The sequence below is a fragment of the Avibacterium endocarditidis genome (assembly GCF_965138825.1).
GTDB classification, from domain to species: Bacteria; Pseudomonadota; Gammaproteobacteria; order Enterobacterales; family Pasteurellaceae; genus Avibacterium; species Avibacterium endocarditidis.
In genome coordinates, this window is sequence record NZ_CBCSDH010000011.1 from 13,388 (window position 1) to 28,364 (window position 14,977).

Annotated in this window: 11 protein-coding genes; 7 read left to right on the plus strand and 4 right to left on the minus strand. The window is 42.8% G+C overall.

The features are described 5' to 3' along the window. Positions 1 to 99 precede the first annotated feature (99 nt). Complete coding sequence (gene thrB, locus ACNAV8_RS07505) at positions 100 to 1,044, minus strand: homoserine kinase (protein WP_415777489.1); 945 nt, start codon at positions 1,042 to 1,044, stop codon at positions 100 to 102. A gap of 9 nt (positions 1,045 to 1,053) precedes the next feature. Beyond that, the gene (gene thrA, locus ACNAV8_RS07510; RefSeq protein WP_415777491.1) at positions 1,054 to 3,501 is read right to left on the minus strand and encodes a bifunctional aspartate kinase/homoserine dehydrogenase I; all 2,448 of its coding nucleotides are present in this window, start codon (positions 3,499 to 3,501) and stop codon (positions 1,054 to 1,056) included. A 304-nt stretch (positions 3,502 to 3,805) separates the two neighbouring features. Between thrA and ACNAV8_RS07515 the strand changes: the two genes are divergently transcribed. The 5 genes from ACNAV8_RS07515 (at position 3,806) to priC (ending at position 7,842) form a co-directional block, all read left to right on the plus strand. Then, positions 3,806 to 4,507: a YggS family pyridoxal phosphate-dependent enzyme gene (locus ACNAV8_RS07515; protein ID WP_103855819.1), complete on the plus strand. Its 702-nt coding sequence runs from the start codon at positions 3,806 to 3,808 to the stop codon at positions 4,505 to 4,507. Between the two features lie 85 nt (positions 4,508 to 4,592). Next, positions 4,593 to 5,000, plus strand: a complete 408-nt coding sequence (gene gloA, locus ACNAV8_RS07520; RefSeq protein WP_103855820.1) for a lactoylglutathione lyase — start codon at positions 4,593 to 4,595, stop codon at positions 4,998 to 5,000. A 93-nt stretch (positions 5,001 to 5,093) separates the two neighbouring features. Further along, positions 5,094 to 5,741, plus strand: a complete 648-nt coding sequence (gene rnt / locus ACNAV8_RS07525) for a ribonuclease T (RefSeq protein WP_103855821.1) — start codon at positions 5,094 to 5,096, stop codon at positions 5,739 to 5,741. 53 nt (positions 5,742 to 5,794) lie between these two features. Next, complete coding sequence (locus tag ACNAV8_RS07530; RefSeq protein WP_103852752.1) at positions 5,795 to 7,153, plus strand: Na+/H+ antiporter family protein; 1,359 nt, start codon at positions 5,795 to 5,797, stop codon at positions 7,151 to 7,153. Positions 7,154 to 7,260: 107 nt separating this feature from the next. Continuing rightward, on the plus strand, positions 7,261 to 7,842 hold the full coding sequence (gene priC / locus ACNAV8_RS07535) for a primosomal replication protein PriC (RefSeq protein WP_103855822.1): 582 nt from the start codon (positions 7,261 to 7,263) through the stop codon (positions 7,840 to 7,842). 75 nt (positions 7,843 to 7,917) lie between these two features. Here priC and fabB read toward each other — a convergent pair whose 3' ends face one another. Continuing rightward, complete coding sequence (gene fabB, locus ACNAV8_RS07540; RefSeq protein WP_103855823.1) at positions 7,918 to 9,138, minus strand: beta-ketoacyl-ACP synthase I; 1,221 nt, start codon at positions 9,136 to 9,138, stop codon at positions 7,918 to 7,920. 157 nt (positions 9,139 to 9,295) lie between these two features. Here fabB and mnmC point away from each other — a divergent pair, with 157 nt between their 5' ends. Further along, positions 9,296 to 11,326, plus strand: coding sequence for a bifunctional tRNA (5-methylaminomethyl-2-thiouridine)(34)-methyltransferase MnmC2/FAD-dependent 5-carboxymethylaminomethyl-2-thiouridine(34) oxidoreductase MnmC1 (gene mnmC, locus ACNAV8_RS07545; protein ID WP_415777495.1), 2,031 nt, complete (start codon positions 9,296 to 9,298; stop codon positions 11,324 to 11,326). 58 nt (positions 11,327 to 11,384) lie between these two features. Here the strand turns inward: mnmC and metG are convergent, their stop codons facing one another. Further along, positions 11,385 to 13,436: a methionine--tRNA ligase gene (gene metG, locus ACNAV8_RS07550; protein WP_415777496.1), complete on the minus strand. Its 2,052-nt coding sequence runs from the start codon at positions 13,434 to 13,436 to the stop codon at positions 11,385 to 11,387. A gap of 191 nt (positions 13,437 to 13,627) precedes the next feature. Between metG and apbC the strand changes: the two genes are divergently transcribed. Further along, positions 13,628 to 14,752 carry an iron-sulfur cluster carrier protein ApbC gene (gene apbC / locus ACNAV8_RS07555; RefSeq protein WP_103855824.1) on the plus strand — a complete coding sequence of 375 codons (1,125 nt, stop codon included), beginning with the start codon at positions 13,628 to 13,630 and terminating at the stop codon, positions 14,750 to 14,752. Positions 14,753 to 14,977 lie beyond the last annotated feature (225 nt).

Below are 14,977 nucleotides of genomic sequence, written 5' to 3' on the forward strand. Positions count from 1 at the left end.
ACTCCCTTTCACTTTATTATCTGCTTTACAAAAGCGGTAAAAGTTACCTTTTTTGCAGATAATATTGCTTTTATAGTTTTACTTCCATTTGGGCAATTTTTAGCCCAATTCTCTTGCGCCTTGGTTATCTACTTTACAAACGTGGACGAAGCCTTCGTTGTTTTGTAGATAATGATTTTCCAAATAAGTGGCCACTTTGCTGGCGGTGTTTAAATCTGGTGCGATAGCAAACATTGTTGGGCCTGAGCCTGAAATGCCAGAAGCCAGTGCGCCAAGATCGCGTACCGCTTGTTTAACTTCAGCGAAGTTTGGTAATAGTGCTTCACGATAAGGTTCTGCGATCACATCTTTCATCATATAGGCGGCTAAGGCTTCTTGCTGTGTGTGGCAAGCGTGAACAAAGCTCCCTAAATGGCGACCGTGGGTAATTACATCTTGTCTGGTGTAGCTTTTCGGCAAAATGGCTCGTGCTTCTGAGGTAGAAACCTCAATACCTGGGTATGCCAACACCCAATACCAGTTATCAAAAAATGGCAACTGCTGACAAATATTGCCAAGCGATTGTACCATTAATTGCACCCCACCTAAATAACAAGGGGCAACATTGTCATAATGAATTGAGCCTGAAATACGCCCCTCCAATTCGCCCATCATTTCTAATAATTCCATTTTGGAAAACGGTTCATCGTGGAATTTGTTTAATGCCACCAAAGCAGCCACAATGGAACAAGCACTTGAGCCAAGCCCTGAGCCAATCGGCATATTTTTTTCGAGCGTGAGGCGGAGAGGCTTCACTTTAACGCCACGCAATTTTAACCGTTCACTGAACAGAACGTAGGCTTGATAGACGATATTTTTTTGTGGTTCTTTGGGTAATTTACGCACAAAATAACCCGCACTTTCTAGCTCAAAGCCTTGGCTGATTGCCTCCACTTGCACCACATCGCCCAATAATGAGCCATCAATTGGGGACACCGCCGCCCCCAATGTATCAAAGCCCACGCTGATATTCGCACTAGATGCAGGGGCGTAAATTCGTAACATAAATGCTCCTTAATTATGTAATGTTCTTAAAATATCAGCGAAGATCCCTGCCGCAGTTACCGCATTTCCTGCCCCATAACCACGCAATAATAATGGGATTGGCTGATAGTAGCGGGTGTAGAATGCTAAGGCATTTTCACCATTTTTTACTTTATACAGTGGATCATCTTGCCCGACTTCTACAATCGACACTTTGCATTTGCCGTTTTCAATTTGTCCAACATAACGCAGTACTTTGCCCTCTGCTTTCGCTTTTTCCACGCGAGCTTTAAATTCTGCATCAAGCTGTGACAACATTGCCATAAATTCGTTAACTGATTTGCCTTCCGCAAAACCTTTTGGCAACACGCCCTCTACTTCCACATCGCTTAATTCTAATTGTAAGCCTGCTTCACGAGCTAAAATAAGCAATTTTCGCGCCACATCTTGTCCTGAAAGATCATCACGCGGATCCGGTTCAGTAAAGCCTTTTTCACGCGCTAATGCGGTAACTTCTGAAAGCGATAGTCCTTCTTCCAACTTGCCAAAAATAAAGGAAAGCGAGCCAGATAAAATGCCACTAAAGCGGATTAATTCGTCCCCAGCAGCCAATAAATTTTGCAAGTTTTCAATCACTGGCAAGCCCGCGCCCACATTGGTTTCATACAAGAATTTATGCTGGCTTTTACGCGCATCTTCACGCAATAAATTATAGTACTCGAGTTCTCTGGTGTTGGCTTTTTTGTTTGGCGTAACCACGTGGAAACCCTCGCTTAAAGCACGCGCATACAAGCCTGCAACACTTTCCGCTGATGTGCAATCCACAAATACGGGGTTTACAACGTGGTGCAATTTAATAAAAGAAAGCAACACATCAAAATCAGAGGGCTGTGTGGCATTTTCCAAATCTTCTTGCCAGTGATCCAGATTTAAGCCATTGGCATCAAGTAACATTTTATTTGAGTTTGCAATGGCACAAACGCGGATCTCAATGTCCTTTTTTGCTAAATAATCTCGCTGATTTTTTACCTGCTCAATTAATTCACTCCCTACGCCACCTACCCCAACGAGAAAAATATCCACCACTTTTTTGTTATTAAAAAGGGCTTGGTGCGTTGCTTTCACCGCTTCAATGGCTTTATTTTGTGGCACTACGGCAGAAATAGAACGCTCAGAAGATCCTTGTGCAATCGCTACAATGCTGATATTTGCTTGTGCTAATGCGGAAAAGAAATGGGCAGCAATCCCTTTCGCTTGACGCATTCCCTCGCCCACCACGGAGATGATGGAAAGATCTTTGATCACTTCGATTTCTTCTAAATCTTGGTTTTTCAGTTCTTGGGCAAATTCCACTTCCAACGCATTTTTTGCCACCTCTGCTGCTTTTACAGGCACACAGAAACTGATGCTATATTCAGAAGAAGATTGGGTAATTAAAATCACCGAAACGCCAGCTTTTGACATTGTAGAGAACACGCGAGCGGCCATTCCCACCATTCCTTGCATTCCCGGCCCTGACACATTAAACATCGCCAAATTATCAAGGTTGGTGATCCCTTTTACTTGTAATTGTTCTGATTGCGCATTGCTGTCGATAATTGAGCCTTTGGCATCTGGATTACCTGTATTTTTAATTAAGCAAGGAATATTAGCTTGTGCTAATGGCCCAATGGTGCGTGGGTGAATCACTTTCGCCCCGAAATAAGAGAGTTCCATTGCTTCACGGTAAGAAAGACTTGGCAATAAACGTGCATCAGGCACAAGGCGTGGGTCGCAGGTAAACACGCCGTCCACATCTGTCCAAATTTCACACACAGAAGCATTTAAACAGGCAGCAAGGCACGCGGCGGAATAATCTGAACCATTACGACCGAGTAAAACAAGTTCCCCTTTCTCATTGCCCGCAGTAAAGCCTGCCATTAACACTACATTTTTCGGCGGAATACTTGCCGCATCAATGCGTTTGGTGGATTCTTCAATATCCACCGAAGATTCTAAATAACCACCTTGTGCTAAAAGTTTTTCCACGGGATTAATCACCGTAACTTGATAGCCACGGGCTTCAAACCAGGCTTTCATCATTGCGATAGACAACTTTTCCCCGCGACAATCAATGGTCGCTTTCACTGCGTCATCTAACACGCCTTTAGCACGAATTTCTGCTAAAAGCTCGGCGATTTGAGCAAATTCCGCATCAATCAGGGCTTTTGTTCCTGCGAGATCAAAATTTTCATTTTCGGCATATAAGCCATTAATAATGGTATAGAAAATTTCAAGTGCTTGATTAAAATCGGTATCAGTTGGTAGGTTTTGGCTTGCTTTTTCAGAAAGGGCGACAAGGTAATTTGTGATCTTAGCGGGGGCCGATAACACGCCAGCGGCTTGCTCTTCTAAATGGGCTTTTTCGATCAGCCGTGCCGCTTGTGAAAAACGTTCTGGATTTGCCAGCGAAGTGCCACCAAATTTTAATACTCGCATAGAAATTCTCCTCAGTATAAATGTTGTGAATGCAAAAAATGCTTATAAAAAAACCCGCACTTTGTAATGCGGGTTTTCTGTGATCCTGTTTTTAACGCACTAACCCGCCCCATTCATCGTAATGGTAATAATGGTGGTGGTCATAATAATTGCCATTGTGCGTTGCATTGTTGTGATTTTCCTAACAAAAAATAATGGTGTTAGAAATACCGAAATTTTCACGCCTTGTCAAACAGAAAATGAATAATATAGAATGATTTTGTTAAAATAATGCGAAACTTCATAGGATATAGGTAAGCCCACAATGACAATTCAACAAAATTTACAACAGGTGCAAACACAAATCCAACAAGCGTGCGAGCAAGCTCAGCGAGCCAGCACGGATATCACTCTATTGGCGGTGAGCAAAACCAAGCCCGTAGAAGCCATTTTGACTGCCTACCAAGCGGGACAACATCAATTTGGCGAAAACTATGTGCAAGAGGGGGTAGAAAAAATTCAGCATTTTGAGGGGCAAGGTTTCGATCTCGAATGGCATTTCATCGGGCCGTTGCAATCGAATAAAAGCCGTTTAGTGGCGGAACATTTTGATTGGATGCAAACCCTCGATCGTGCCAAGATTGCCGATCGTCTTAACGATCAGCGTCCCCACTACAAAAAACCGTTGAATGTGCTGATTCAAATTAATATTAGCGATGAAAGTAGTAAATCAGGCATTCAACCTGCGGAAATGCTCGATTTGGCAAAACACATCAAAAATCTACCGCACTTATGTTTGCGTGGCTTGATGACGATCCCCGCCCCAACGCAAAATATCGCTGAGCAAAAGCAGGCCTTTAGCCAAATGCAACAGCTTTTCCAGCAATTAAAAACCGCGTTGCCCGAATGTCAAATTGACACCCTTTCAATGGGAATGTCTGATGATCTCACCAGTGCCATTGAATGCGGTGCGACAATGGTACGCGTTGGCACGGCGATTTTCGGTGCAAGGGACTATAGCAAATAAGCGAAATTTAAGACAAAACTCTGTAATGCTTTTTCCCCCTAATTATGGCATAATGCCTACAATTTTTTGCTGATTGGAGATGATTATGCGAATTTTACATACAATGTTACGCGTGGGCGATTTAGATCGTTCGATTAAATTTTATCAAGATGTGTTAGGTATGCGTTTATTGCGCACCAGCGAAAATCCAGAATATAAATATACCCTTGCTTTTTTAGGTTATGACGATGAAGACAAAGCTTCTGTGCTTGAATTAACCTACAACTGGGGCGTACACGAATATGAACTGGGCAATGCTTACGGGCATATCGCTATCGGCGTGGACGATATTTATGCCACTTGCGAAGCCGTTCGCCAAGCAGGCGGAAAAGTTACTCGTGAGCCGGGCCCAGTAAAAGGCGGCAAAACAGTAATTGCCTTCGTGGAAGATCCTGATGGTTACAAAATCGAGTTTATCGAAAATAAAAATGCACAAGCCGGATTAGGCAACTAAGTTAAAATAAACGGTTAAAAAGTGCGGTGGAAATTTTCGCAAATTTTACACCGCACTTTTTATCTCACCTTTGATCTGATAGTCCATAATGTTATGACAACAAGCGAACCCATTAATTATAATTTGCTAAAAAACCGCTTTCGTGGCTACTTGCCCGTGATTATTGATGTAGAAACCGCAGGCTTTAACGCAAAAACTGATGCGTTACTTGAAATCGCCGCTATTACGGTAAAAATGGACGAAAATGGGTTCTTATTGCCAGATCAAAAGTGCCATTTTCATATTCAACCTTTTGAAGGGGCGAATATTAATCCTGATTCACTCAAATTTAACGGCATTGATATTGATAACCCCTTACGCGGTGCGATTTCGGAAAATATCGCCATTAGCGAATTATTCAAAATGGTGCGTCAGGCGCAAAAACAAGCGGAATGCCAACGTTCCATTATCGTGGCACATAATGCCACCTTCGACCAAAGTTTCTTAATGGCGGCGGCTGAGCGCGTGCAAGCCAAACGCAATCCATTCCACCCTTTTGGAATGTTTGACACCGCCACATTAAGCGGATTTATGTTCGGTCAAACGGTATTGGTGAAAGCCTGCCAAGCGGCGAACATTCCTTTTGATCATAAACAAGCGCATTCCGCTTTATATGATACAGAACGCACCGCAGAATTATTCTGTTATATGGTAAACCATCTCAAACAATTAGGTGGTTTTCCCCATCAAATAACAGAATAAGTGCGGTAATTTTTTTATAAATTTTTCTTTTTCTCTTAAATAAGGACAATGCAATGTTACTTTCCAATCCTGTTGTGATTTCTATCATTGTATTGCTTGCGTTAAGTTTATTGCGCATTAACGTGGTGATTGCTTTGATCATTTCCGCGCTAACCGCAGGCTTATGCAGCAATTTAACAATGAGCGAAACCATTCAAACCTTTACGGGTGGCTTAGGCGGCGGCGCTGAAGTGGCGATGAACTACGCTATTTTAGGTGCATTTGCTGTGGCAATTTCTAAATCAGGCATTACCGATTTGCTCGCTTTCAAAGTGATTCAAAAACTCGGCCATTCGCCAAACGGGCTTTCAATGGCAACGTTTAAATATTTCATCTTGGCGGTGTTGGTGATTTTCTCCATTTCATCACAAAACTTATTGCCTGTGCATATCGCCTTTATTCCTATTGTGATCCCACCACTGCTCGCCATTTTCAATAAATTGAAAATTGACCGCCGTGCCGTGGCTTGTGTGCTAACTTTCGGTTTAACCGCCACTTATATGCTCTTGCCAGTGGGATTCGGGAAAATCTTTATCGAAAGCATTTTGGTGAAAAATATTAACCAAGTGGGCGCACCGCTCGGCTTACACACCAGCGTTGGCGAAGTTTCCCTTGCAATGATGTTACCGGTGATTGGAATGATTTTAGGTTTACTCACCGCCGTGTTCATCACTTATCGCAAACCAAGAGAATATGCCGTTTCAGACAACAACCTTAGCACGCAAGAAATTGAACAGCATATTGCGAACATCAAGCCGTTCCACGTTATTGCTAGCATTGTTGCGATTGTGGTTACTTTCGGTTTACAACTTTTCACTGATTCCACCATTATCGGCGGTTTAGCAGGTTTAATCATTTTCGCCGTTTGTGGCATTTTCAAACTCAAAGAAAGCAACGATATTTTCCAACAAGGCCTACGCCTAATGGCAATGATCGGCTTTGTGATGATTGCTGCATCAGGCTTTGCTGCGGTGATTAACGCCACTGGCGGCGTAACCCAATTAGTGGATACATTCAGCCAAGGCTTAGGCGCAGACAACAAAGGATTAGCCGCATTATTAATGTTAATTGTGGGCTTGTTTATCACAATGGGGATCGGATCCTCTTTCTCTACGGTGCCAATCATCACCTCAATTTATGTGCCACTATGTTTAACCCTTGGATTTAGCCCATTAGCCACGGTTTCTATCGTAGGCGTGGCCGCCGCACTCGGTGATGCAGGCTCCCCAGCTTCCGACTCCACACTCGGCCCAACATCAGGCTTGAATATGGACGGCAAACACGATCACATTTGGGATTCTGTCGTACCTACCTTTATTCACTACAACATTCCATTAATTATTTTCGGCTGGTTGGCTGCAATGTATTTATAAGCAATGTTAGATAGAAGATAGACAGAAAAAGGACATCACAAGATGTCCTTTTTTATGCGATAATTTCCGCGCTACCCAATCTCACTCAATCAATATTGAACGGAAAAATGAACAAAACTCAACTCATTCAAGCGTTACGCCAAAAAATTTCGCAATGTTATCAGCAATATCCAATGCCTGATACAGAGAAAATTTATGCAAAATTTGACCGCACTTTATTTAGTGAAGATTTCCAGCTATTCAAATTTTATCGTGCCGAATTAGACAACACCCTTGCTCAAATCGCACGTTTGCAAGAAAACGAACAGGCTCAATGTCAATTTTATAGCGAAAAACTGCTTGCCCAGTTACAAGCCCTGCTAGATGCCATAAAACAACAGAAATCAAGAAAAACAACGCAGCGTAATCCCACAAAAGCGCCACTCAGCGCAAAGGATAAGCAGCAACACGCCATTCATCGCCTGCCGCCAAGGGAACGCTTAGAGAAATATTACGAAGCCCTACAAGCCTTAAATGCAAAAATTGAGCAGCAACAAGATCAGTATTTTCAAGCCCAAGAAGAATTGGAAAAACAACGGCTCCAACAGCTCATCGCACACACCCAACAACGCCGCGCACGCTGTTTGGAAGCCATTGAATTATTGGAAGGATATTTAGCTTTAGAACAGTCGCAAAAGAATGACAAATAGCTCAAATGCTAACAATGATTGAATATAAAAAAAACGCTTTCTTACTGAAAGCGTTTTTTATTATTTTGGCTTGGTTTATTTTGTATAACGTCTAAACACCAATGTTGCGTTTGTGCCGCCGAAGCCAAAGCTGTTTGACATTACGGTATTTAAGCCCGCGTTTTCTTTGGTTTCTGTTACGATGTTCATTCCTTCCGCTTGTGGATCGAGGGTTTCGATGTTTATGCTTGGGGCGATGAAATCGTTGTCTAACATTAGTAAGGTGTAAATGGCTTCGTGTGCACCAGCCGCACCTAGTGAATGGCCTGTCATTGATTTTGTTGATGAAATGGCTGGTTTTTCATCACCGAAAACATTTTTGATCGCACCTAATTCTTTCACATCACCCACTGGCGTTGATGTGCCGTGTACGTTGATGTAGTCAATAGGAGTATCTACTGTTGCCATTGCTTGTTTCATACAACGTTCCGCGCCTTCGCCGCTTGGTGCAACCATATCATAACCATCAGAAGTTGCGCCATAACCCACGATTTCCGCATAGATTTTTGCACCACGCGCAAGGGCGTGTTCTAATTCTTCAACCACAACCACAGCGCCACCACCTGCAATCACGAAACCATCACGGTTTGCATCATAAGCGCGCGAAGCTTTTTCTGGGGTATCGTTATATTTGGTGGAAACCGCACCCATTGCGTCAAATTCGGTGGCACATTCCCACGATAATTCTTCTGCACCGCCTGCAAAAACAATGTCTTGTTTGCCTAATTGAATTAATTCTAAAGCGTGGCCGATACAATGGGCAGAAGTGGCACAAGCAGAACTGATACTATAATTCACGCCACGGATTTTGTAAGGGGTGGCTAAACAAGCTGATACACTTGATGCCATCGTTTTGGTTACCGCATAAGGACCAACCGCTTTCACACCACGCGGGCCACGCACGGCATCACAAGCGATAAGCTGATTGTGCGCAGAACCTGTTCCTGCACCAATCACTAAACCGGTGCGATCGTTAGACACTTGTTCTTCTGTTAAGCCTGCGTCTTCAATGGCTTCTTTCATTGAAAGATAAGCATAAGCCGCCGCATCGCCCATAAAGCGATAAACTTTACGATCAATCAATTCTGAAGGTGTAATTTTGAGCGTACCTGCGATATGGCTACGCATACCCATTTCCACAAATTCTGGCACTAACTCAATGCCTGATTTACCCGCTTTTAATGAAGCTAATACTTCTTCTTTATTGTTACCAATACTGGAAATGACACCGAAACCAGTAATCACCGCTCTTCTCATAGATTATTCCTTTTGCGTTGAAAGAGTAAAAAATACAGTCGGTCGCTAACTTACTACGAAATGAAAATATTGCAAGCATTTCTTTGAAGGTTCGACCAATCCCGAAAATTTCGCTATTATAGCAAACTCGAATAGCACAACAAAGACGCCAGCAAAGATGTTTAAACTTAATCACGCAGAGATTTACTTTAATCAAGAAAACACGCCCGTTTCCCACCAATTTGATGATGTCTATTTTTCTAACCAAGACGGTTTGGAGGAAAGTCATTATGTATTTCAACAAGGAAATGCGCTGTGGGAACGTTGGCATCAGTTTAACCAAGGGCATTTTGTGATTGCCGAAACTGGCTTTGGCACAGGGCTGAATTTTTTTGCTGTTACCCAGCTTTTTCGTCAATTTCGTCAAGCCAATCCGCATAGTCCGCTGAAACGCTTGTTTTTTATTTCTTTTGAAAAATATCCGCTCAATCCAACACAACTAGCCCAAACTCATCAGCCTTATCCTGAATTTGCCGATTTAAGCACGCAACTTTGTCGCCATTGGCAGCCGATGATCACAGGCTGCCAGTGTTTTCATTTTGCCGAAACCACGTTGGATATTTGGTTTGGTGAGATAGCGGAAAACCTGCCGCAACTGGGTGATTATATGCAAAATCGCATTGATGCGTGGTTTTTAGATGGCTTTTCGCCGAGTAAAAATCCGCAAATGTGGAATGATCAGCTTTACAACGCAATGTTTGATTATTGCAAACCTAACGGCACATTTGCCACTTTCACCGCTGCAAGTGCGGTGCGAAAAGGCTTAGAAAATGCAGGATTTATCGTGCATAAACGCAAAGGCTACGGTAAAAAGCGTGAATGTTTAGCAGGGGTAAAACCCGAAAACTCCGCCAAAAACCACCGCACTTGCGCAATGTTAACCCCTTGGTATTTTCCACAAGCGGCTCAAATGAATGAAACGCAAGACATCGCCATTATCGGCGGCGGTATTGCTTCTGCCTTTACCGCGCTTTCTTTATTACAACGTGGCGCGAATATCACGCTTTATTGTGAAGATGAGCAAACCGCGCTCAACGCGTCAGGCAACAAGCAAGGGGCATTTTATCCGCAGCTGAGCGATGATGATGAGCGTAACATTCGTTTTTATATTCACGCGTTTTTATATGGGCAACAGCAACTGCATTGGGTGATTGAGCAAGGCATTGAATTTGAACGGGATTTTTGCGGCGTGGCGCTCTGCGCTTATGATCATAAAAGTGCGGTGAAATTAGACAAAATTTCTCACTTAGATCTGCCCGAAGCCTTATTTCAACGTCTTTCTCAAGCGGAATTGAGCGAGAAAGTCGGTTTGCCACTGCCTTGCGATGGCGTATTTATTCCACAAGGCGCTTGGCTTGCGCCTCGTCAGTTCGTGCAAAATTTATTTGCTTATTTACAAAAGCGTGGCGTAACGATAAAAACTTCGCAAAAAATCACCGCACTTTCTCAACAAGGCGAAGGCTGGGCGCTGACTAATTCACAGGGTGAAACCTTTTCTCATCAGATCGCCATTATTGCTAACGGACATAAGCTCAAAGACTTTAGCCAAACCGCACAACTACCCGTTTACCCTGTGCGTGGACAAGTGAGCCAAATTCCTACCACAGCACAGCTAAAACACCTTAAAGCGGTGCTTTGCTATGACGGCTATCTCACCCCTGTAGATCAAGAAAAAAGTAGCCATTGCATTGGAGCAAGCCACGTTCGTGATAATCAAGATCGTCAATTTAGCCAACAAGAACAGCAAGAAAATCAGCACAAAATTCAGCAAAATCTTTCGGGTGTAGAATGGGTGAATGAGATTGATACCTCGGGCAACTTGGCGCGTGTCGGTGTACGTTGCTCCGTGCGCGATCGCATTCCTATGGTGGGCAACGTGCCAAATTTCGCACAGCAAGTAGAAGACTATAAAAATCTCTTTAATCTACGCCGCCGCAAACAGCCTATTCCGCCTGCGGTAATTCATCACAATCTTTATTTAATCGGTGCATTAGGCTCAAGGGGATTAACGTCCGCGCCTTTGCTTGGTGAAGTGCTAGCTTCATTAATTTATGGCGAACCTTTGCCGTTAAGTGAAGATATTTTGCATCAGCTCAGCCCAAATCGTAGCTGGATAAGAAAATTGCTGAAAGGCACGCCAGTAGCGTAAACAAAAAGGCGAACATTAGGTTCGCCTTTTTTCTATTTTCTATCATAATTTGCGATTATTATTTCACGCGCGCGCCTGCTTTCGCACCAGAATCTACATCAAGCAAGAATAAATCTGCACCGCCCGTGCCTGCGGAAAGGATCATTCCTTCTGACATACCAAATTTCATTTTGCGCGGTGCAAGGTTGGCGACCATAATCACCATTCGGCCTTCCAGATCTTCTGGTTTGTTGTAGGCTGCTTTAATGCCCGAGAACACTTGACGCTGTTCCACGCCTAAATCTAGGATAAATTTCAATAATTTATTGCTTTCGGGCACGGCTTCGCATTTCAGTACTTTGGCAACACGCAAGTCTAATTTGGCGAAATCATCAATGGTGATGGTTTCTTCAAAAGGTTCAAAATCTGCTGCATTTTGCACCGCACTTTTTTCTATACTACTTTGCGGATTGAGTTGAGCATTTTCTGCTTTTGATGCGTCGATCATTTGCTCAATTTGTTTCATATCTAAACGAGAGAACAAGGCTTTAAACGGCGCAATTTTGTGAGCAAGCAACGGTGTTGCAAGGTTATCCCAAGTAATTTCTGTCTGTAAGAAGGCTTCAGCACGCTCGGCTAATTTTGGTAGCACAGGTTTTAAGTAGCCCATTAATACACGGAATAACTCAATACCCATTGAGCAAACTTGTTGCAATTCTTGCTCGCGACCTTCTTCTTTGGCAATGACCCAAGGGGCTTTTTCGTCAATATATTTATTGGCTTTATCCGTTAATGCCATAATTTCACGAATGGCTTTGCCGAATTCACGGTTTTCGTAATAAGCTGCAATGTGATCCGCTTGTGAAGTAAATTCAGCGAATAAAACAGGATCTTGCAAGCTGGCCGCTAATTCCCCTGCAAAACGTTTTTGGATAAAGCCTGCATTGCGTGAAGCAAGATTGACTAATTTATTTACCACATCGGTATTCACGCGCTGGACAAAATCTTCCAAATTGAGATCTAGATCGTCAATGCGGTTGCCTAATTTTGCCGCATAGTAGTAGCGTAAATATTCGGGATCAAGGTGTTTTAAATAGGTTGCCGCTTGGATAAATGTACCGCGAGATTTCGACATTTTCTCGCCATTCACCGTAACATAACCGTGTACAAAAATATTATCAGGCTTGCGTAATTCTGCCCCTTCTAACATTGCCGGCCAGAATAATGAGTGGAAGTACATAATATCTTTACCAATAAAATGATAAAGCTCAGCTTGGCTGTCTTTATTCCAGAAACTATTAAAATCAATATCACCTTTGCGGTTGCACAGGTTTTTGAAAGACGCCATATAACCAATCGGCGCATCAAGCCAAACATAGAAATATTTATTTTCTGTACCCGGGATTTTAAAGCCGAAGTAAGGCGCATCACGAGAAATATCCCATTGTTGCAGCCCCGCTTCAAACCATTCTTGCATTTTATTCGCCACTTCTTGTTGCAATGAACCAGAGCGAATCCACGCTTTCAACATTGCTTCAAAACTTGGTAAGTCAAAGAAAAAATGCTCACTTTCTTTCAACACAGGCGTTGCACCCGATACCGTAGAACGCGGATCGATTAATTCCGTTGGGCTGTAAGTGGCAGAACAAACTTCACAGTTATCGCCATATTGATCAGGGGATTTACATTTTGGACAAGTGCCTTTAACAAAGCGATCAGGCAAGAACATCTGCTTTTCAGGATCGAATAATTGCGAAATAGTACGGCTTTTGATAAAACCATTTTCTTTTAATTTGTTGTAAATGCTTTCTGCTAGCTCGCGATTTTCTTCGCTATGGGTTGAATAATAATTATCAAAACTAATGTTAAAGCCTTTGAAATCTTCAACGTGTTTTTGTTGCACATCGGCGATTAACTGCTCAGGGGTAATGCCCATTTGATCGGCTTTAAGCATAATTGGCGTGCCGTGCGCATCATCAGCACAAACAAAATAAATTTCGTTGCCACGCATACGTTGGAAGCGCACCCAAATATCGGCTTGGATATGCTCAAGCATATGTCCTAAATGAATCGGACCGTTTGCATAAGGCAATGCGCAAGTGACTAAAATTTTACGAGGTGAATTTGACATTATCTGTTACCTTTATCATCAGAAAAATTGTGCTGAATTTTACCTTATTGGCGGTATTTTTTCCAGTTCAAGGCGGTTTATCTCAATTTATACTTAACAGCACCGCCTTGCCGTGTTTAAATATACCCACAAATTTACTCAACTATTCTCTAACCATTTACTTAACAGCGACTTAACAATAGGAAATAATGATGAGCATTCATTTTTCAGCGAATTTAAGCGAGGCTCAACAAGCCGAAATTCAACAATTATTCCAACAATTTCAACACCCTAGCTTACAACGTGATTTAATCACTCTCAATGCGATCAAAAAAGTAGAGCTAGGTGCAGGCGTTTTACGCATTGAAATCACAATGCCTTTTGCGTGGAACAGTGGTTTTGAACAATTAAAAGCAGCGCTAACCAATGCACTAGAAAAAATCACTCAATCCACAGAAGTAAAATGGGTGCTGAACTACCAAATCGCCACCTTAAAACGCGCCAATAATCACCCAGCGGTAAAAGGCATCAAAAATATTATTGCAGTAAGTTCAGGCAAAGGCGGCGTGGGTAAATCCACCGTTTCCGTCAATTTAGCCTTAGCCTTACAAGCACAAGGCGCAAAAGTTGGCTTGCTCGATGCGGATATTTATGGCCCGTCTGTCCCCCATATGCTTGGCGTGGCAGATCAGCGCCCGACTTCGCCAGACAACAAACATATTAACCCTATTGAAGTGTATGGATTACGCACCAATTCCATTGGCTATTTGATGGAACCTGATAACGCCACCATCTGGCGTGGCCCAATGGCAAGCAGTGCGCTAAGCCAGCTTTTACAAGAAACCTTATGGGCGAAAGACGGCGTGGAGCTAGATTATTTAGTGATTGATATGCCACCTGGCACAGGTGATATTCAGCTTACACTCTCACAACAAATCCCTGTAACTGGCGCGATTGTGGTGACCACACCGCAAGATATTGCTTTAATTGACGCGATTAAAGGCATTTCAATGTTCCAGCGCGTTTCTGTCCCAGTGCTTGGCATTGTGGAAAATATGTCTGTGCATATTTGTAGCAACTGCGGTCATCACGAACCTATTTTTGGTACAGGCGGGGCAGAAAAAATGACGGAAAAATATCAAGTAAAAGTGCTTGCACAACAGCCATTACATATCCGCTTGCGTGAAGATATGGATAACGGCAAACCAACGGTGGTTTCCGCACCAGACAGCGAAATTGCCCAATCTTTCCTACAACTCGCCGAAAAAGTTGCCAGCGAGCTTTATTGGCAAGGCGAAATTATTCCAAGCGAGATTTTATTTAAAGCGGTGGAATAAAAATAACATAAGCAAAAAGAGCGGTGGTTTTTCACGGAGTTTTAAGTGGTTAAAAATTTGTGGAAAAGTACCGCTCTTTATTATTTGTTATTTAGTTCATTATTGTTGGCTGATTACTTATTTCTTTATGATAAATAACAGGTTTCGCCGTTGGCGACTTCCTTTCTTTTGCTTACCCAAAAGAGAGTAAGCAAAGAAAAGCCCCCCGATCATCGTCAAATTTCT